General features: G+C 74.5%; 14 protein-coding genes. 5 read left to right on the forward strand and 9 right to left on the reverse strand.

Going from position 1 to position 17,714, the window contains the following annotated elements; all coding sequences use genetic code 11:
* Nucleotides 1-169 precede the first annotated feature (169 nt).
* Both ACZ6W9_RS20195 and ACZ6W9_RS20200 read left to right on the forward strand, forming a co-directional pair.
* Nucleotides 170-649 carry a hypothetical protein gene (locus ACZ6W9_RS20195; RefSeq protein WP_389967974.1) on the forward strand — a complete coding sequence of 160 codons (480 nt, stop codon included), beginning with the start codon at nt 170-172 and terminating at the stop codon, nt 647-649.
* Nucleotides 616-3,240, forward strand: a complete 2,625-nt coding sequence (locus ACZ6W9_RS20200; protein WP_470119029.1) for a M48 family metalloprotease — start codon at nt 616-618, stop codon at nt 3,238-3,240. The genes ACZ6W9_RS20195 and ACZ6W9_RS20200 overlap by 34 nt, the downstream gene beginning before the upstream one ends.
* A 226-nt stretch (nt 3,241-3,466) precedes the next feature.
* Here ACZ6W9_RS20200 and ACZ6W9_RS20205 read toward each other — a convergent pair whose 3' ends face one another.
* Nucleotides 3,467-4,471, reverse strand: a complete 1,005-nt coding sequence (locus tag ACZ6W9_RS20205; RefSeq protein ID WP_470119031.1) for a M23 family metallopeptidase — start codon at nt 4,469-4,471, stop codon at nt 3,467-3,469.
* A gap of 210 nt (nt 4,472-4,681) precedes the next feature.
* On the opposite strand from ACZ6W9_RS20205, the gene ACZ6W9_RS20210 reads away from it, so the two are divergent.
* Together ACZ6W9_RS20210 and ACZ6W9_RS20215 are read left to right on the forward strand one after the other, a co-directional pair.
* Nucleotides 4,682-7,687: an AfsR/SARP family transcriptional regulator gene (locus ACZ6W9_RS20210; RefSeq protein ID WP_389967980.1), complete on the forward strand. Its 3,006-nt coding sequence runs from the start codon at nt 4,682-4,684 to the stop codon at nt 7,685-7,687.
* 100 nt (nt 7,688-7,787) lie between these two features.
* Entirely contained in the window at nt 7,788-8,783 is a 996-nt protein-coding gene (locus ACZ6W9_RS20215) for an ArsR/SmtB family transcription factor (RefSeq protein ID WP_389967982.1), read from the forward strand.
* A gap of 94 nt (nt 8,784-8,877) precedes the next feature.
* On the opposite strand, the gene ACZ6W9_RS20220 is transcribed toward ACZ6W9_RS20215, so the two are convergent.
* The 6 genes from ACZ6W9_RS20220 to ACZ6W9_RS20245 all read right to left on the reverse strand — a co-directional run bounded on the left by ACZ6W9_RS20220 (nt 8,878) and on the right by ACZ6W9_RS20245 (nt 15,175).
* The gene (locus ACZ6W9_RS20220) at nt 8,878-9,861 is read right to left on the reverse strand and encodes a M24 family metallopeptidase (protein ID WP_470119034.1); all 984 of its coding nucleotides are present in this window, start codon (nt 9,859-9,861) and stop codon (nt 8,878-8,880) included.
* Nucleotides 9,858-10,772, reverse strand: a complete 915-nt coding sequence (locus ACZ6W9_RS20225) for an ABC transporter ATP-binding protein (RefSeq protein WP_362938571.1) — start codon at nt 10,770-10,772, stop codon at nt 9,858-9,860. Before ACZ6W9_RS20225 ends, ACZ6W9_RS20220 begins: the two co-directional genes overlap by 4 nt.
* Nucleotides 10,769-11,539 carry an ABC transporter ATP-binding protein gene (locus ACZ6W9_RS20230; protein WP_470119036.1) on the reverse strand — a complete coding sequence of 257 codons (771 nt, stop codon included), beginning with the start codon at nt 11,537-11,539 and terminating at the stop codon, nt 10,769-10,771. Before ACZ6W9_RS20230 ends, ACZ6W9_RS20225 begins: the two co-directional genes overlap by 4 nt.
* The gene (locus ACZ6W9_RS20235; RefSeq protein WP_389967989.1) at nt 11,536-12,375 is read right to left on the reverse strand and encodes an ABC transporter permease; all 840 of its coding nucleotides are present in this window, start codon (nt 12,373-12,375) and stop codon (nt 11,536-11,538) included. The genes ACZ6W9_RS20230 and ACZ6W9_RS20235 overlap by 4 nt, the downstream gene beginning before the upstream one ends.
* Before the next feature lie 79 nt (nt 12,376-12,454).
* Entirely contained in the window at nt 12,455-13,552 is a 1,098-nt protein-coding gene (locus tag ACZ6W9_RS20240) for an ABC transporter permease (protein ID WP_389967991.1), read from the reverse strand.
* 9 nt (nt 13,553-13,561) lie between these two features.
* Nucleotides 13,562-15,175, reverse strand: a complete 1,614-nt coding sequence (locus tag ACZ6W9_RS20245) for an ABC transporter substrate-binding protein (RefSeq protein WP_470119039.1) — start codon at nt 15,173-15,175, stop codon at nt 13,562-13,564.
* Between the two features lie 119 nt (nt 15,176-15,294).
* On the opposite strand from ACZ6W9_RS20245, the gene ACZ6W9_RS20250 reads away from it, so the two are divergent.
* Entirely contained in the window at nt 15,295-15,987 is a 693-nt protein-coding gene (locus ACZ6W9_RS20250) for an Lrp/AsnC family transcriptional regulator (protein WP_389967995.1), read from the forward strand.
* Nucleotides 15,988-15,991: 4 nt separating this feature from the next.
* On the opposite strand, the gene ACZ6W9_RS20255 is transcribed toward ACZ6W9_RS20250, so the two are convergent.
* A complete protein-coding gene (locus ACZ6W9_RS20255) occupies nt 15,992-16,345 on the reverse strand; it encodes an avidin-fold protein (RefSeq protein ID WP_389967997.1) in 354 nt (117 codons plus the stop codon).
* A gap of 240 nt (nt 16,346-16,585) precedes the next feature.
* Nucleotides 16,586-17,566, reverse strand: coding sequence for an L-histidine N(alpha)-methyltransferase (egtD, locus tag ACZ6W9_RS20260; RefSeq protein WP_389967999.1), 981 nt, complete (start codon nt 17,564-17,566; stop codon nt 16,586-16,588).
* Between the last annotated feature and the right edge of the window lie 148 nt (nt 17,567-17,714).

Here is a 17,714-nt window from a genome sequence, read left to right on the forward strand (position 1 = left end):
TATCCATATATCCGGAAATATCTGAAATGGCGGCTGATCGTCGCGGGGAGATTTCAGGGATTTCCCGGAAACCAGGCTCCGATCCGGGCTCACCCCTGGGTGGGCGGGGTCTCACGGCGTATCATCGGGACGCCTCGGGGGACGATTCCGTTCCTGTCCGGAGGTGCCGGTGACGTTCCCCGCGGACGGCGATCGGCGCGCGCTGGTGCGCGCCCTGGTCGCCGAGTTCGCCCCCGAAGAGCTGCCCGACTTCGACCTCATGACGGAGGCGTACTTCGCCTCGCCCGGCGCGGCCCGCCGGGCGCGCAGACCCCGTGACCAGCCGGGCGGCGCGCTCCCCGACCCGGGCGATCCGACGTTCACCAACCTCATGTGGGGGGTGGTCGCCGGGCTCACCACGGAGCTGGTCGTCCTGTCGGTCCGTCAGGGATGGTTCCGCCTGCGGCGGCGACGCCGGAAGCCGGTGGCCGGTCCCGGCGATCCCCTGCCGGAGCTGCCACCCGGCGGTGAGGCGGCCGCCCGGGAGCGGATCGCCCACGACCTCCGCGAACTCCGCGGGCCGGGCCCGGCGGGGTCCCCGCCGGCCGAGGCCGTCGCGGAACGGTTCGTCGACAGGTGGGGACGGCGCGACTGGACCCCGCCGGGATGACCGCCGGACGGGTCGGCCCCTTCCTCCTGCCCGCCGCGACGACCTCCCGGTTCGTCCTGCTGATCGCGGTCACCCTCTCCGCCACCGGGTTCACCTGGGATCTGGTGGCGGGCGGCCCCTCCGGATGGCGGGAGGCGTACCTGGGCTGCGACCGGGCAGCCGCCGCGGCGGCCCGGCGGCTGCCCGCCGGTCCCCTGGCCGCCGACTACCTGCGCTGCGTGGACGACGTCGGCGGGGGCCGGATGCTCGGCGGCGTCGTGGCCATGGCCGCCGTGGGCTGCCTGATCGTCGCGCTGCACGCCGTACGGCCCCGGCTGACCATCGGACGCCAGGGGCTGGTGCCGGCCGATCCCGTCCGCCACGCCGACCTCCACGAGACCGTACGGCGGCTCGCCGGAGCCGAGGGGCTGCGGCGCGTCCCGCGGATCCTGATCGACGCCAACCGCAAGCTGCCCGACGGATGGGCCTTCGGCTGCTACCCCCGCTACCACCTGCGGCTCAACATCGGGGTCCTCCAGGCGGGCCGTGAGGAGACCCGCGCACGGGAGGTCGCGGTCCCGGGGGAGGAGCATGAGGGCGTCGGGAGAGGCGCGGTCGAGTCGGTCGTCCTGCACGAGCTGGCCCACCTGAGGAACCGCGACGTCGACCTGACCGGGCTCACCCTGGCCGCCGTGTGGGTCTTCCCCGTCGCGGTGGCCGTGCCCTCGCTGCTGTTCACCCTCGTGCACGCCCCGGGACGGCTCCTCGACACCGGCCTGCGGATGCTCATCGCCACGGCGCTGATCGCGGTGCTGGCGGCCGCCGTGCTCAGGTCGCGCGAACACTACGCCGACGTGCGGGCCGCGGCCGCGGGCGGGGGGCCCGTCACCCGGGACCGCGGCCGTACCGGGCCGCTCCAGAGACTGCTGCCGATGCACCCGGACGACTCCCGGCGGGCGGAGGTCGTCCGGAACCCCGGCATCCTGCTGCGGTGGGCGGCGGGGGAGGCGTTGGGGGCGGGAATCGTGACCGGCCTCGGGCTCTCCCACCTTCAGATGATCATCGGGCCGGGGCTGGGCGGCGACTCGCGATACGCCCTGCCCGTCGCCGCGCTGCCCTACGGGCTGCTGACCGCGGCCGTCGTCGGGGCCGGCGCCTACCGGGCGACGCTCCTCACGCTCCTCACCGGGGACCGCGGTCCGCGTGGAACGCTCCAGGGTGCGGCGCTGGCGGCGGGAATCCTGCTCGGCCGGCTGATCTCCCCGTCTCCCATGCGCGTCTCCTGGGCCGCGGCCGTGGTGCGGGAACCGTTCGCCGCCGCGGGGACGGGGGCCGTCCTGCTGCTGATGTGCGTGGCGTTCACCCGATGGCTCCCGGTGGCCGCGGCGGCGTGGCTGCCCGTCGCCCGGGGGAGGACGTGGCTGCCCGTTCTCGCCGGAGGCGTCGTCCCGGCCGCGTCGGCCTTCGGGCCATGGCTCGGCGCCTGGGTCATCGCGTCGTCCGTCGCCCTGGAGACCGGTGACCTCCCCGCGGGGCTCTACATGCTGGGCGCCCACCTCTTCGACGCGGCGCTGCTCACCGTCCTCTGGGTGGCCCTGCTCCACCCGCTGGGGGCGTGGCTGCGGCACAGGAGACCCGGACGGGACATCCGTCCGGGAGCCGGTGAGGCGATGGCGCTGCCGCCCGTGCGGATCCGGCCTCTGCTCGCCCTGGCGCCCGCCGCGGCGGTGCTCGCCCTCGGCGCGGTGAACGGTCTCCTCCATCTCGACCGGTTCCTCGCCGGCGGCCTCCTCCGGGTGGGCGGAACCGTGCGCGGAGACGCCTTCGACGTCCTCCTGGCGCAGGTCGCGGCGCTGCTGGTCCTCTTCTGGGCGGCCCAGTTCCTGGCGGCGCTCGTGGTGGCGGCCCTGGCCGGCGGCGGCGGAACGGGCATCGGCCTCGCCCACGGCATGCTCGCCGCGCTGGCGACCGGGATCGCCGGCACGGTCCTCGTCGCCGTCCTGGCCTTCGGCGCCCCCGGGCGGCCGGCCCCGCCGTGCGTGCCGGGGTCACCGGACTGCGACCCCCTGGTCATGCTCCGCGGCGCCGGCACCGTGCTGCTGGCGGTGACCGCGGGCGGCACTGCCGCCGGAGCCGTCGCGTCCCTGATGGCCGGCGGGGTGCGCGCCCTGGTCCGGCGGCGGGCGGCGCGGCCCGGCCGTCCGGCGGCCGCCTGGGCCCGGCGGTCCGCCTCGCTGCTCGCCGCCGTGTGCGCCGTGGCCTGGGCGGCGGTGATGGTCCAGGTGTGGCTGGCCGAGACCGGTCGTGCTCCCGGGCTGGAGAACCGTCCTCTCACGAGTTCCGCCTCGGCCGTGCCGCCTCCCGGGCCGCCGGGGACCCGTGATGCGGGCTCGGCGTGCGCGCGGGTCACGGCCGCCGAGGCGGTCCTGTTCCTGGGCGACGACTACTACGCGGCCTGGGCCGGGGCGTTCGCCCGCCTCGCCGAGACGGACGACCCCTTCCTCGCGAAGCTGGGGGCCGCGGGTCATCCGGCGGCCCGGGACGCCTCGGCTCGCATGTCCCCGCTGCAGCGGCCGGTCCACGAGTACTGCCTGCGGGTCCCGCCCGGCTGAGCCGGGCGCGACGGCGGGCCCGGGACGTGTCCCCGGCGACGTGAAAGGACCGCCCCCGGCCACGGGTGGCGGGGACGGTCCGTCCGGCGGTCCTCCCGCGGCGTCCCGGTGGTGTTCCGGGTGGAGGCCCGCCGGGGCTCAGGCGGCGCCGCCGGTTCCCCGGCGGCGTCCGGGCCTTCCGGTCCTGGGCCGTTCCCGGCTCGGACCGGCCCTCAGAGGAGGATCGTCAGCCGCAGTGTTCGAAGGGGCTGTCGTAGGTGGAGGAGCCTGCCTTGCCGCCCCACTTGACGCACTTGCCGGCGGCGGCCGCCCGTACGGGTCCGGCGTAGTAGCCGTAGCTGCCGGAGTCGGTGACGCGGGTCTTGCCCTGGACCTCCAGGTAGGCGCTGACCGCGGTGTCGGTGCTCAGGGAGGTCTTCTTGAGGGTTGCCACGCAGTTGTAGCCGTTGGAGGTGTTGTAGAGCAGGTAGACCGTGCCGGCGGTGCCGAGGGCGGCGCTGTCGATCACGCTGTAGCCGCTGCCGCAGACCTCCTGCGCGGTGTACGGGTTCGTCGCCCCGCCGCAGCCGTTCTTGGACGTCAGCGTCTGGACCGGGTAGCCGAACGTGGTGCCGTTGAAGACGGCCTTCTGGATATTGGACGGGTAGCTGGTGCCGAGGCGCACCTCGTAGTGCAGGTGGGGTGAGATGTTGTTGCCCGGCTTGCTGGTGTTGCCGACCGTGCCGATCTTCTGACCCCGGCTGACCTGGGCGCCCGCGCCGACCGACCGGGTGTCCAGGTGCGCGTAGTAGCTGGTCCAGCCGCCACCGTGGTCGATCTTGACCAGGTTGCCGTAGCCGTTGGCCGATCCCTGGTGGGCGGAGATCACCACGGTGCCCGCGGCGGCGGCGACGACGGTGTCGCCCTTGTCGGCGTCGGCCGTGCCACCCCGGTTGAAGTCGATCTCCCACGACTGGTGGGCGCTGCTCGCGCTGGAGTTGCCGGTCCAGCTCTGCCCGCAGGGGAAGGGCATCTGGAAGCTCGGCGTCGCCAGCGTCGTCGGCGGCAGCTGGACGGACGGGTCGTTCGGCGGGTCGGCTCCTTCGAGCTCCGGATCGTCGTTCGTGACGGCCGCGGTGGCCGTCACGGACGTGAGTCCCGTCGCGGCGACGGCGCCCGGCGCGGCCGCGGTCGCGCCCGCGAACCCGATCAGCAGGGCGAATCCCGTGCTGAGCACTCCTGTGAGTCGCATATCGATCCTTTCCGCGAGATGCGGGGGGTGAAGAGCCTTGACCGGTGGCGTGCACTGTCTGTTGGATCTTCCGGAAGGCTCCCGCTGCGGACCTAGCGTCGGCACGAGGCGCATATAAAACATCCAAAATGCCTATAAAGACCCGTCGAGCTCGGGAAGATACGGCCGACGAATGGTTGCGACGCCTCCCCACGAGAGGTAGGTGCGGTCATGACGGTTGATCGGCCCGCGTTCAGGGTGCTCGGCCCCCTGGAGGTCGGCCCCCCGGGACGACTCCTGCGCATCGCGGGCACCAAGTCCCGGATCCTGCTCGCGTCGCTGCTGCTCGACGCCAACCGGGCGGTCGCCGCGGACCACCTGGCCGAGATCCTGTGGCCGTCGAGCCGGCCGAGGTCGGCCCTGGCCAACCTCCGCACCTACGTCAGCTCCCTGCGGATGGTCCTCGGCGAGACGGGCGGCGCCCGCATCCTGGCCCGGCCGTCCGGTTACCTGTTCGAGGTGCCCGCCGGGCAGCTCGACGTCCTCCTCTTCGAGGACTTCGTGGCCGGGGCGCGGGCGGCGGCGCGGGCGGGGGAGCACGCGGAGGCCCGCGGGGACGCGGCGCCGGCGGTGGGGGACGGGCCGGAGACGGCGGGCCGGGCGGAGGACGCGGCCGGCCTGCTGGACCGGGCGCTCGCGCTGTGGCGCGGCGCGCCGCTGGCCGACCTGCCCGGCAGTCCCCTGTGGGACGCCCGGCTGGAGTCGCTGGCCGGCCTCCGGCTCTCCGCCGCCGAGGGGCTGGCCGCCCTGCGGATGGAACGCGGGCAGCACGCCGAGGCGGTCGCCGGGCTGCGCGGCCTGCTGAGGGAACACCCCTTCCGGGAGGATCTCTGGGGACGGCTGATGCTCGCCCTGGACGCCGGCGGACGGCAGGCCGAGGCCCTGGACGCCTACGCCGCCGCCCGGCGGCAGCTGGTCACCGAGCTGGGCGTCGAACCCGGCGCGGAGCTGCGCCGGGTGCACATGGAGATCCTGGCCGGGCGGCCCGCGGCGGAGGCGGCTCCGCCCCCCTCCCATGCGCCGGTCCCCGTCCCCCGCCAGCTCCCCCCGGACGTCCCGGACTTCACCGGCCGGGACGGAGCCGTCTCGATCCTGACGCGGGCGCTGACCCGCGGGGGCAGGCCGCCGGACGGACCGCCGGAGGGGCTGCCGGACGGGCCGCCGGTCGTCGCGGTGGTGGCCGGTCCGCCCGGATCCGGCAAGACGGCGCTGGCAGTCCACTGCGCGCACGCCGTACGCCGCGCCTACCCCGGGGGCCAGATCTACCTCGACCTCGGCGGCACCGCGTCCGGCCCCGCCGACCCCGGCGAGCTGCTGGCCGAGGCGCTGCGCGCGCTGGGGACCGGCGAGGCCGGCCTGCCGCCCACCACCCGTGAGCGCTCGGCGCTGTACCGGTCGCTGCTGGCCGGGCGGCAGGCGCTCGTCCTGCTCGACGACGCCGCCGACGCCGCGCAGGTACGGCCCCTGCTGCCCGGCAGCGGCTGCGCGGTCGTCGTGACGAGCCGCCGGCGCATCACCGAGCTGCCCGGGGCGATCCAGGTCGACCTCGACGTCCTCACCCCCGCGGAGGCCGAGGAACTGCTGGGCAGGATCGCGGGCGCCGACCGGGTGCGCGGGGAACGGGAGGCCGCCGCGGAGATCCTGCGGTCCTGCGACCACCTGCCGCTCGCCGTCAGGATCGCCGGGGCCCGGCTGGCCGCGCGGCCCGGCTGGCCGCTGGCCGTGCTGCGGCGCCGGCTCGCGGATGAGACGAACCGCCTGGGCGAGCTGCGGGCCGGGGACCTGGAGGTGCGCGGCAGCTTCGACCGCAGCTACCGGTCGCTGCCCGGTGACGCCGCCCGCGCCTTCGGGGCGCTCGGCCTCCTCGGGACGAGGCCGCTGCCCGGCTGGGTGGTCGGGGCCGTGCTCGGCCGGGAGCGGGCCGACGACGTCACCGACGCCCTCGTCGACGCCAACCTGCTGCGGCTCGCCGGGACCGACGCGCTCGGCCGGCCCCGCTACCTGCTGCCCGGCCTCGCCCGGTGCAGCGCCCGGGAGCTGGCCGGCGGCCGGGACGGCCCGGACGGCACGGACGCCCTCGCCCGGGTGCTCGACGGATGGACGACCCTGGCCGGGAGCGCCATGGAGCGGCTGCCGACCACCCTGTTCAGCCTGGCCCCCGCGGGCGGGCCCCGCTGGCGGCCGGACGGTGAGACCACCGCGAGCCTGCCGGCCGACCCGCTGCCGTGGTTCGACGCCGAGCGGGAGTCCCTGGTTGAGGCCGTACGGCTGGCCGCCGACGCCGGGCTCGCCGGGGCCGCCTGGGGCCTCGCCGCCGCCCTGGTGCCCTACTTCGACCTGCGGTGCCACTTCGACGAGTGGCGGAGCACGCACCGGGCCGCGCTGGAGGCGGCCCACCGGGCCGGTGACCGCGGCGGGGAGGCCGCCATGCTCCGCGGCCTGGCCCAGGTCGGTCTCTACCAGGACCGCTACGCCGAGGCGGGGGAGATGTTCACCCGGTCCCGGGCGATCTTCCACGAACTGGGCGACGCGCGCGGGGAGGCGGCCTCCATCTGCGGGCTGGGGGCGGTGAACCACTTCCGCGGCCGTCACGTCGAGGCGCTCGGCCACTTCCGGCGGGCGCTCGCGGTCTTCACCGCCCTGGAGGACCGTGGCGGCGAGGCCTACGTCCGGCAGGCGGTCGGCCGAGTCTGCCTGGTCCTGCGCGATCTGGGCCGGGCCTCGGCCTGGCTGGGCGGGGCGCTGCGGCTGGCCAGGGAGATCGGCGACCCGCACCGGGAGGCGTGCGTGTCGATGCAGTTCGGGCGGTTGCACGACCTGGCGGCCGACGCCGAGGAGGCGATGCGCTTCCAGGGGTACGCCCTGGACATCTTCGAGGGGCTCGGCGACCGGCACTGCGGCGCCTACGCCCTGCAGAGCCTGGGCGGCCTGCAGGTGGCGCGCGGCGACCGCTCGCACGCCTCGGAGCGGCTCCAGCGGTCCCTGGAGATCTTCCAGCAGCTCGGCGACCGCAGCGGGGAGGCCGCCGCGGTCCAGCGGCTCGGGGAGCTGCATCGATCGGCGGGCCGTACCGGGCTGGCCCGTGACTACCTGTGCCACGCCCGCGCCCTCCGGCGGGAGCTGCGGGGCGGCGCGGTCCGTCCCACGGCCTGCGCCCCGTCGGTCACGAGCCCTTAGGTCCTGAAAGTGGGCTTAAGGGGGAATTGTCGGAATGGCTGAATATGGAAAGAAGGTGATGTAAAGATGCTGTGAAGGTGCGCGTCTGAGAATGCGGAACATGATCCGTTTGTGCTTCGACGACGCCGATCTCCAGAAGATCTCCATCGCCCCGGCTCCGAACGGGCTGCTGGAGACCGCGATGAGCGTGCACCGGCTCCACGCCGCACGCGCCGGCAGGATCGACCCGCCGCCCGCGCTGAGCGGGTGGTGCCGTGAGACGGCCGACGGGCTGGCGGACCGCGCCGGAGTGCTCCTCACCCTCGTTCCGCGAGACGAGGGCCCGGTCCCCGACTTCCTTCTCCATCCCGACGTCGCCGATTTCGACGCGGCGGTCGACCTGGTCGGACGGACGCCGACGTCACGGCGGGCTCCGGGCCCGGCGGCGCCGCCCCCCGCCCAGAGGGCGGGAAACCGGTGCCGGGAGCCCGAAGCCGGCGCCGCGGAGACGCGACGGCTCCTGGTCCGGGACCTGCGCGGGTACTTCGACTCCTCCCTCACATCGCTGTGGCCGCGGATACGGACCACCGTCGCCGCCGAGCGCGCGCTCCGTGTGGAGGCGATGTCTCGCGGCGGGGTGTCCGCCCTGTTCAGGTCCTTCGGCGCGGGCTGGTCCTGGCGGCCGCCCACGCTGTGCGTCCCGGCGGTCACCCACGCCGATGTCTCGCTGGGGGGACACGGGCTGATCCTGCTCCCGTCGTACTTCGCACCCGGGGCCACCCTGGTGCGGCGGCCCGGCGAGCCCGCCGTGCTGATCTACCCGGTCCCCTCCGCGGACCGCTGGGAGGCGATCCGCCCGGAGGCGGCGGACCCCCTCGGCCCGCTGCTCGGCCGTACGAGGGCGGCGGTCCTCGACTGCGTGCGCGTCCCCGTCACGACCACCGTCCTGGCGCGGCGGGTCGGCGTCTCCCTCGGCTCCGCGAGCCAGCACACGAAGGTCCTGCGGGACGCCGGACTCCTCTCGACCGTCCGAGTGGGCAGCGCGGTCCTGCACACCATCACCGATCTCGGGGCCGCCCTGCTGCACGACGTCCCCGGGACACCGGAGAGACCGTGAGACCGTGCTCATGGGAACGCCGCCGGCTCCCGTCACGGGCCGCACCGCCGTTCCCCGGACTCGTCCGGGCCGGCGCCGCCGTTCCCGGTGCTCCTCAGTGGTCGAGGACGCACAGCTCCCAGGGGAGCGAGCCGAGCCGCCGGCCGCCCTCCGGGGCGCAGACGACGACGTCGGCCACCCGTGCGCCGAACAGCTCCGGCAGGTAGATCGCCGGTTCCAGGCAGACCGTCGTGCCGGGTTCGAGCACCGTCCCGTCGCCGGGGACCAGCCACGGGCCCTCCTCGTGGCTCCGTCCCACACCACGCCCCGGCCGCCGCCCGGCGTACTCGCCGTAGCCGCTGCCGTCGATCACCTCCCGGGCGGCCCGGCCGACCTCCGCGGCCGTCACGCCGGGCCGTACCGCGTCCAGGGCGGCCCGCTGCGCGGACAGGACGACCGAGTACATCGCCTCGAAGTCCTCCGGCGGCTCGGCCACCGCGAACACGCGGCCCACCTCCGCGCAGTGGCCGTCCCATCTGCCGCACACCGACACCAGCAGCGCGTCACCGGGATTGATCACACGGTCGCACGCCGCATGCCGGGGGAGCGCGGTGTGCTCGCCCGCGGCGACGAGCACCGACAGCGTCTCCTCACATCCGGCCTCGGCCAGCGCGGCCCGCAGCCGCCGCGCCATCACGCGTTCGGTGGCGCCGAACCACGCCAGCCCGCGGGCCGCGAGCAGCACCGCGTCCGCCGCCGCGGCGGCCCGCCCGGTCGCCGCGACCTCCGCCGGCCCCCGGCGGAGCCGTAAGGGGGCGAGCACGGACGACGCCAGCACCAGCTCGGCGTCCACCCGCAACGAGAACAGCTCCCGGGCCCGCATCTCGGGGTCCACCCCGATGCGGCGGGCGGCGGCCGGGACGAGCGCCGCCGCCTCCCGCGGGCCGGCCGCGGCGGCGGGCGGGCCCTCGCCGGTCAGGACGAGGTACCCGTCGTGGCCGTCGTCCCGGCCGCCCAGATAGCGGAAGTCGGGGGAGGAGCGCAGCACCAGGGCGTCGATCCCCTCCTCGGCCATCCGGCGGCGCACCTCATCGATCATCGGGGTTCGTGCAGCCAGCAGGCGACCGGGCCGAACGCCGGTTCGCGTTCCCGGCAGACGTCCATCGCGACCGGGCAGCGCGGGTGGAACCGGCAGCCGGACGGAGGGTCGGCCGGGTCCGGCACGTCCCCGGGCAGCTCCGCGGGCAGCACCCCCGCGCCGTCGGGCGCCGGGACCGCGCCCAGCAGCGCCCGGGTGTAGGGGTGGCGGGGGTCGCGCCAGACCTCCGCGGTCCGGCCCACCTCCACGATCTTCCCGAGGTACATCACCGCGATCCGGTCGGCGATCAGCCGCACCACCGACAGGTCGTGGCTGATGAACAGCAGCCCCGCGCCCGCGGAGACCGCGAGGTCCCGCATGAGCGTGGCCACCTGCGCCTGGGCGGAGGCGTCGAGCGCCGAGATGGGCTCGTCGCCGATCAGCAGCGACGGCCGGGCGGCGAGCGCCCGGGCGATCGCGATCCGCTGCCGCTGCCCGCCGGAGAACTCGTGCGGGTGACGGCCGGCGACGTCGCCGGGCAGCCCCACCCGCTCCAGCATGTCGGTGGGCGTGGTCGCGGTGTCGCCCGCCGCCCGCAGCCCGTCGGCGATCTGCGCGCCCACCCGCCGCCGCGGGTTCAGTGAGGAGTAGGGGTCCTGGAAGACCATCTGGATCCCGGTCAGCGACCGGTCCCTGCGGCGCAGGCCCAGCGGGGTCACCGTACGGCCGTCGAAGGAGATCGTCCCCTCGGTCACCGGGGCCAGCCCGCACACCGCGCGGGCCAGCGTCGACTTGCCGCATCCCGACTCCCCGACGAGGCCGACGACCTCGCCCGCCTCGACGGTCAGGCCGGCCCCCGCCACGGCGCGCACCACGGGGCGGCCGGGGGTGCGGTGCTCGACGACGAGGTCGTTCACGCTCAGCAGCGTCATGAGGTCTCCCCGGGTAGCGAGTCCAGCAGGGCGCGGGTGTAGGGGTGGGCCGGGTCGCGCAGCACCTGCGCGCGCGGGCCGGTCTCCACGACCACGCCGTCCCGCATCACGCTCACCTCGTCGGCGACCGCGGACATCACGCCGAGGTCGTGGGTGACGAGCAGCACGGCCAGGTCCAGGTCGTCGCACAGGCCGCGCAGCAGCCGCAGGATCCCGGCCTGGACGGTCACGTCGAGCGCGGTCGTCGGCTCGTCGGCGATGAGCACCTTCGGCGAGCAGGCCAGCGCGACCGCGATCGCGATGCGCTGGCGCATGCCCCCGGAGAACTGGTGCGGGTAACGGCCGAGGGCCTCCTCCACGCCCGGGATGCGCACCTGGCGCAGCAGGTCGGCGGCCCTGGCCCGCGCCTGCCGCCGATCCAGGCGCAGGTGGTGGCGCATGTGCTCGGTGAGCTGGCGGCCGATCGTGAGCATCGGGTGCAGGCTGGTCGCCGGGTCCTGGAAGACCATGGCGACCTCGCCGCCGCGCACCGCGTTGAGCTGCCGGGGGGTCATGGCGAGCAGGTCGCGCTCGCCCAGGGCGATCCGGCCGCTCACCCGGGCCCCGTGCGGGAGCAGGCCGAGGACGGCCAGTCCCGTCATCGTCTTGCCCGAGCCGCTCTCGCCGGCCAGCCCGTGCACCCGGCCGGCGCGCAGTTCGAGGTCGACGCCGCGCAGGATCTCCCCGCCGCCGAGGGTCACCTTCAGGTCGGAGATCGCGAGGGTCACAGCGCACGCTCCTTGATGGCCCGGGCGGTCCGCGGGTCGAGGGCGTCGCGCAGCGTGTCGCCCAGGAAGTTGAAGGCGAGCACCACGGTCAGGATGGCCAGGCCGGGGAAGGCCGCCACCCACCAGCTGTCGAAGACCTCCACGCCGGAGGCGACCATGGCGCCCCACTCGGGGGACGGCGGCTTCGCTCCGAGCCCGAGGAAGGACAGGCCGGACAGCAGGAGCAGCGCGGTGCCGATGTCCAGGGTCGCCAGCACCAGGATCGGCCCGGTGACGTTCGGCAGCACGTCCACGCGCAGGGAGCGCCAGGCGGAGAATCCCAGCAGCCGCCCGCTCAGCACGAACTCGCGCTGCCGTACGCCCAGGACCAGGCCGCGGGTGACGCGGGCGTAGGCGGGCCAGGCGACGACGAGGACGGCCAGCACGGCGTTGGTGAGGCTCGCGCCGAGCGCGGCGGCGACGACCATGGCCAGGATGACGGTGGGGAAGGCGAAGACGAGGTCGGCGAACCGCATGATCGTCTCATCCACCCATTTACCGAAATATCCGGAAACGGCGCCGAGGAGGCCGCCCACCAGCACCGACAGCGCGACCAGCAGCAGCGTCAGGGGGATCGACAGCCGCGCGCCGTACATGACCCTGCTGAGGATGTCGCGGCCGAGCTGGTCGGTGCCGAACCAGTGGCCGGGGCCCGGCGGCGCCAGCCGCGGCAGCTCCTGGGCGAGCGGGTCGTGCGGGGCCAGCAGCGGAGCGGACAGCGCGATCACGAACCAGGCGAGCGCGACGATCCCGCCGGTGATCGCCAGCGGCTGCCGCCACGCGCGGGGGAGCTTCACCGCGGCCTCCGCGGGGCGCCCCGGCCGTCGAGAGCGACGCCGGGGACGGCGCTGGAGACGGCGCCGGAGAGGGAAGGGGTCACGACAGTCTCACTCGGGGGTCGATGACGCCGTACAGGACGTCGACGATCAGGTTGATGACGAGGTAGACCCCGCCCACGACCAGGCCGACACCCATCACGGCGGGCAGGTCCAGGGTGGTCGCGCTCTTGTAGGCGTACTGCCCCACGCCTGGCCAGGCGAAGATCGCCTCGACCAGGACGGTGCCTGACAGCAGGCTGCCGAAGGCCAGGCCCGCGACCGTGATGACCGGCACCAGCGCCGGGCGCAGCACGTAGCGGAACAGGATCACCCGCGGCGGCAGGCCCTTGGCCCGCCCGGCGCGCACGTGGTCCTGGCCCAGCACCTCCAGCACGGCCGACCGGGTGAACCGGGTCAGCAGGCCGATCGTGTACAGGGCGAGCACCAGCGCCGGGGTGGCGAGGTGACCGACGGCAGAGGAGAACACGTCCCACTGGCCCGCCAGAGCGGCGTCGAGGGTGTAGAGGCCGGTGACGTGCGGCGGCGGGGTCAGGCCCGGGTCGATGCGGCCGCTGCCGGGGGCGATCCGCAGCCGGTAGAAGAGGACGTAGAACGCCGTCAGCGCCAGCCAGAACGTGGGCACCGAGATGCCGAACAGGCTGAGGACGCGCAGCAGGTGGTCGGAGAACCGGTCGCGGCGCAGCGCCGCGACGACGCCGAACGCCACGCCCACGACGATGGAGATCAGGATCGCGGCGCCGGCCAGCTCCAGCGTGGCCGGCACCGACTCGGCCAGGTCGTCCATGACCGGGCGGTGGCTCTGCTGGCTCGTCCCGAGATCGCCCTGGACGACCCCCTGGAGATGCAGCAGATACTGCTCGGGGAGAGGCTTGTCCAGCCCGTGCTCGGCCCGCCACTGGGCGACGATCGCCGGGTCGCCCAGGGCGCGCTGGCCGAGGTTGGCCGCGACGGGATCGCCGGGGACCAGGTTGGTCAGCACGAAGGTGACCAGCGTGATGCCCACCGCCAGCAGCAGCGCGGTGAGCACCCTGCGGACCAGGAAGCGGGCCAGCGGGCTACGGGCGCCGCGGCGGCCCGGCTCCCGCCGGGCCGCCCTCGGACGGTCGCCCGCCGCCGGTGGACGCTTGATCGGCACTGACGGTCCCTACTTGACGCCGAGACCGGCGACGTCGACGGTCCACACCGGGTTGAACTTCAGGCCGGTGACGGAGGCGGCCGTCACGATGTTCTGACCGGGCTGGATGAGCGGGATGAACGGGCCGGAGGCGTTCAGCTTCGTCTGGACGTCGGAGTACGCCTGCTTGCGCGCGTCGTCGCCGGTCGCGGCGGCGGCCTTCTCGCCCGCCGCCTCCAGCTCCTTGTCGGCGCCCGCCTTCCATCCGGCCCGCAGGCCCACCAGCTTGCCGGGCAGGAACGACAGGTAGTCGCTGGGGTCGGGGTAGTCGGGGCCCCAGTACCACAGGCCCAGCTCCTCCTTGCCGTTGCGGTAGTTGTCCAGGGCGGTGGTGACCGGCGCGGGGGCCAGGTCCACCGTGATGCCGACCTCCTTGAGGTTGGCCTGGATCCGCTCGGCGAAGGGCTGGAAGGACAGGCCGTTGACGGTCAGCTCGCTGGGGTACTCCAGCTTGACCGTCGGGTTCGCCAGGCCGCTCTCCTTCAGGGCGGCCTTGGCGCCCTCCACGTCGCGGCCGGCGGCGGCCTCCGGCGGGAGCGCGCCGAGCAGCATCGACGGGATGACGCCGGGCGCCTGCACCGAGCCCTCGCCGGCCAGCTCCAGCAGGCCCGCGTAGTCGACGCCCTTGCGGACGGCCTCGGCGAACTTGGGGTCGGAGGTGACCTTGCTGACCGCGGGGTCCCGGTTGGCCAGCAGGAAGATGACGTTGGCCGACGCCGTCCTCGTGACCTGCAGGTCGCCGGTGATGCCGGCGACCTGGTCGCCGGAGAGGTTCAGCGCCACCTGGCTGTCGCCGCGGGAGATGTTGAGCTTCTGGGTCGCCGCCTCGACGTTGCGGATCACGACCTTGTCGTAGACCGGCTTGGCCTGGCCCCAGTACTTCGCGTTGGCCCGCAGCACCACCTGGCTGCTGACGTTGAACGACTCGATGGTGTACGGCCCGGAGCCCGCCGACGCGGAGTTGAGGTACTGCTCGGCCTTGTCGCCCGGGTCGGCGGTGGCGCCGTGCTCCTTGGCGACCTTGGAGTTGAGGATGCCCAGCGCGGGGTTGGGCAGGATGTACGGCAGCGCCGGGTTGGCCTTCTCCGAGGTCAGGGTGATCGTCGTGTCGTCGGTCTTGGCGACCTCGACGCCGTCGAGCAGGAAGGACGGCGTGCCCTTCATGTCGCGCACCCGGTCCAGGGAGAAGACGACGTCGTCGGCGGTCACCGGGGACCCGTCGGCGAACGTGGCGTCCTTGCGGAGCTTCAGGGTGAGCGTCCTGCCGTCGTCGGACAGTTCGAACGACTCCGCGAGGGCCGGCACCGGCTTGGTGACGTCGGAGCCCTCGAAGGTGAGCAGGGTCTCGTAGGCCGCCTTGCCGACGATCAGGCCGGTGGGCTCGTAGGTGCGCCCGGGGTCGGCCGTCTTCAGGTCGAAGGAGGTGTCGATCACCAGCGTCCTGGAACCGGCGCCTCCGCCGCCTCCCGACGCGGGGGCCGAAGACGAGCCGCCGCCTGAGCAGGCGGCGAGGGCGAGGGCGCCGGTGAGCAGCACCGGCAGCAGGGCCGCCTTCGCCCCCGGGCGCCGAGAACGGGTCGCCATTTTATGTCCTCCGAAATTGGTCCATATGGACGTTTAGTCGCCGATCGTCCAGTATTGTCCGGCAGAAAGTCCAGCACGAGGCGGAAAGCCGAGACGAATCTCGGCCGAGAGGTATGGGCATGACCGAAACATCAAGCAATCCGGCTCGCGGAGGCGCCCAGTCTGGACGGATCGGCATCGGCCTGGAGCTCGACGCCACGCACCTGAAGATCCTCGAGGTGCTGCGGGAGAACGGCAGGATCTCCGTCGCGGCCCTCGCCGAGCGCGTCGGCATCTCGCGGGCGAACGCCTACACCCGGTTCGAGGCGCTGCGCGCCGACGGCGCGATCAGACGGTTCACCGCCGAGATCGACCACGTCCGCACGGGGCTGGGCATCACCGCGCTGATCTTCGTGACCGTCCGGCAGCAGATGTGGCGCCAGTTCCGCGCCGAGCTCGCGGCGATGCCCGAGGTGGAGTACTGCGCGATCACCACCGGCCAGCACGACGCCATGATCCAGGTGCGGATGGCCGACGTCGCCGCCGTGCACGCCATGGTGACCGAACGGCTGGCGGGCATCCCGGCGGTCAAGGCGACCGAGACGGTCTTCATCCTGGACGAGGTGATCAGGCGGCCCTATGTGCTGCCGGGGGACCGGGCGGGCGGGCGGGCCGTCCCCCGCCGCGCGGCCCCGGAGCCGGCCGGGCCCGCGGGCTCCGGGGTCTCCGCGGGTTCCGGGAGCGCCGCGGGTCCGGGAAGCGAGGTGCCGCTGGGCAAGATGCGCTTCGTGGGCGCGGCCGAGGGCCGCGGCCGGCTCCAGCAGGACGGCTGACCGGTCAGACGACCTCGTCGCACACGCTCACGTGCACCGTGTCCTCCCCGGCGAACGTGAACTCCTCCACCAGGCGCAGGCGGCCGCCCTCGCGGGGCTCGATGCGGCTGCCGCTGCGCCCGCCGGCGCGTTCCCCGCTCTTGAGCAGGTGGACGTAGGAGATTTCGATCCGGTCGCCGTCCCGGGTGCCGACGAACCGCCCGTGGACCACCGTGTCACCGGTGTAGTCGCCCCAGATGACCCCACCGGACTCCCGGTAGGAGAACTCGGTGGGCCCGGCCGGGTCCACCTCGCTCGCCGTCGAGCTGACCATGACGAACCTGCGGCCGTCGAGATTGAGGAGATCGCTGTCGTTCACGTCTCAGCATCGTGCCGCTCCGCCGGGCTCACGCAACCCACCCTGGACGTTTCGCCCGGCGGGGGACGCCGGGGCGGTGATGTGTCCAGCCGCCTCCCCGCTCCGGGGGGACGGCCGAGACCCGCCCCGGCCGGTACGGCCGCGCGGCCTCGGGCCGGTACGGCCGTGAGGCTCGGGCCGGTACGGTCATGAGGCTCAGGCCGGCACGGCCCGAGGCCTGGGACGGTACGGCCGTGGGGCTCAGACCCCGGCCAGCACCAGGGCGAAGTCCCCGTCCGGGTCGGTCAGGAAGCGGGTCACCGTGAACCCGGCCCGGGACAGCTCCCGGCGCAGGCCGTCCGGGCGGAACTTGGCGCTGATCTCGGTGCGGGTCTCCTCACCCGCGGTGAAGGGGACCGACAGGCCGAGGTCGCCGACCCGCACCAGCATGTCGCGGGTCGCGCGCAGCCGCATCTCGATCCAGTCGTTGCGCGCGTCGTAGAGGGCGACGTGGGCGAACGCCTCCGGGTCGAAGTCCGCCCCCAGCTCCCGGTTGAGCACGTGCAGCACGTTGCGGTTGAAGGCGGCCGTCACCCCGGCCGCGTCGTCGTAGGCGCGCACCAGCCTCCCGGCGTCCTTGACCAGGTCGGCCCCGAGCAGCAGGGTGTCGCCCGGCGCCAGCGTGGCGCGCAGCCCGGTGAGGAACGCCTCGCGCGCCACCGGGTCGAGGTTGCCGATCGTGCCGCCGAGGAAGGCCGTCATCCGCCGCCCGGCCCTGGGCAGCAGCGCCAGGTGCCGCTCGAAGTCGGCGCGCACCGGCCGCACCGTCACCCCCGGGTAGCGGGTGGCGAGCCGGCGCGCGGCGTCGCCCAGCGTGACGGCGTCCACGTCCACCGGCGTGTAGGCGCGCAGCGCGCCCGCCCGCTCCATGGCGTCCAGCAGCAGGACCGTCTTCTCACTGGTGCCCGAGCCCAGCTCGACCAGCGTGTCGGCCCCGCTCAGCCGGGCGATCTCGTCGGCGTGCCCACGCAGGATGGCCAGCTCCCGGCGCGTGGGGTAGTACTCCGGCAGCCGGGTGATGCGCGAGAACAGCTCGCTGCCCGCCGCGTCGTAGAACCACTTGGGCGGCAGCCACTTGGCCGAGGCCGTCAGGCCGGTGCGGACGTCGTGCTCGAGGGACTGGCGCAGGTAGCCGCGGTCGAGATGGTCGATCAGCTCCACGGCGTGCCGGGTGACTGTCACGGGAACCTCCCTGGTTCGGTGGACGGGGTGGCGGTCGTCGGGTTCCGGGTTTCCGGGCTTCGGGGTCCGGGTCCGGGGCCGGGGGCCGGGTCTCCGGGACGCGGCTACGGCGGCCGGGTCTCCGGGACGCGGCTACGGCGGCCGGCCG

Source organism: Streptosporangium sp. NPDC053982 (genome assembly GCF_055585205.1).

Bases quoted from the DNA above. Each gene is read 5' to 3' on its own strand.
- ACZ6W9_RS20215 (WP_389967982.1), top strand. From the start codon at position 7,788: ATGATCCGTTTGTGCTTCGACGACGCCGATCTCCAGAAGATCTCCATC.
- ACZ6W9_RS20245 (WP_470119039.1), bottom strand. From the start codon at position 15,175: ATGGCGACCCGTTCTCGGCGCCCGGGGGCGAAGGCGGCCCTGCTGCCG.
- ACZ6W9_RS20220 (WP_470119034.1), bottom strand. From the start codon at position 9,861: ATGATCGATGAGGTGCGCCGCCGGATGGCCGAGGAGGGGATCGACGCC.
- ACZ6W9_RS20210 (WP_389967980.1), top strand. From the start codon at position 4,682: ATGACGGTTGATCGGCCCGCGTTCAGGGTGCTCGGCCCCCTGGAGGTC.
- ACZ6W9_RS20250 (WP_389967995.1), top strand. From the start codon at position 15,295: ATGACCGAAACATCAAGCAATCCGGCTCGCGGAGGCGCCCAGTCTGGA.
- ACZ6W9_RS20205 (WP_470119031.1), bottom strand. From the start codon at position 4,471: ATGCGACTCACAGGAGTGCTCAGCACGGGATTCGCCCTGCTGATCGGG.
- ACZ6W9_RS20225 (WP_362938571.1), bottom strand. From the start codon at position 10,772: ATGACGCTGCTGAGCGTGAACGACCTCGTCGTCGAGCACCGCACCCCC.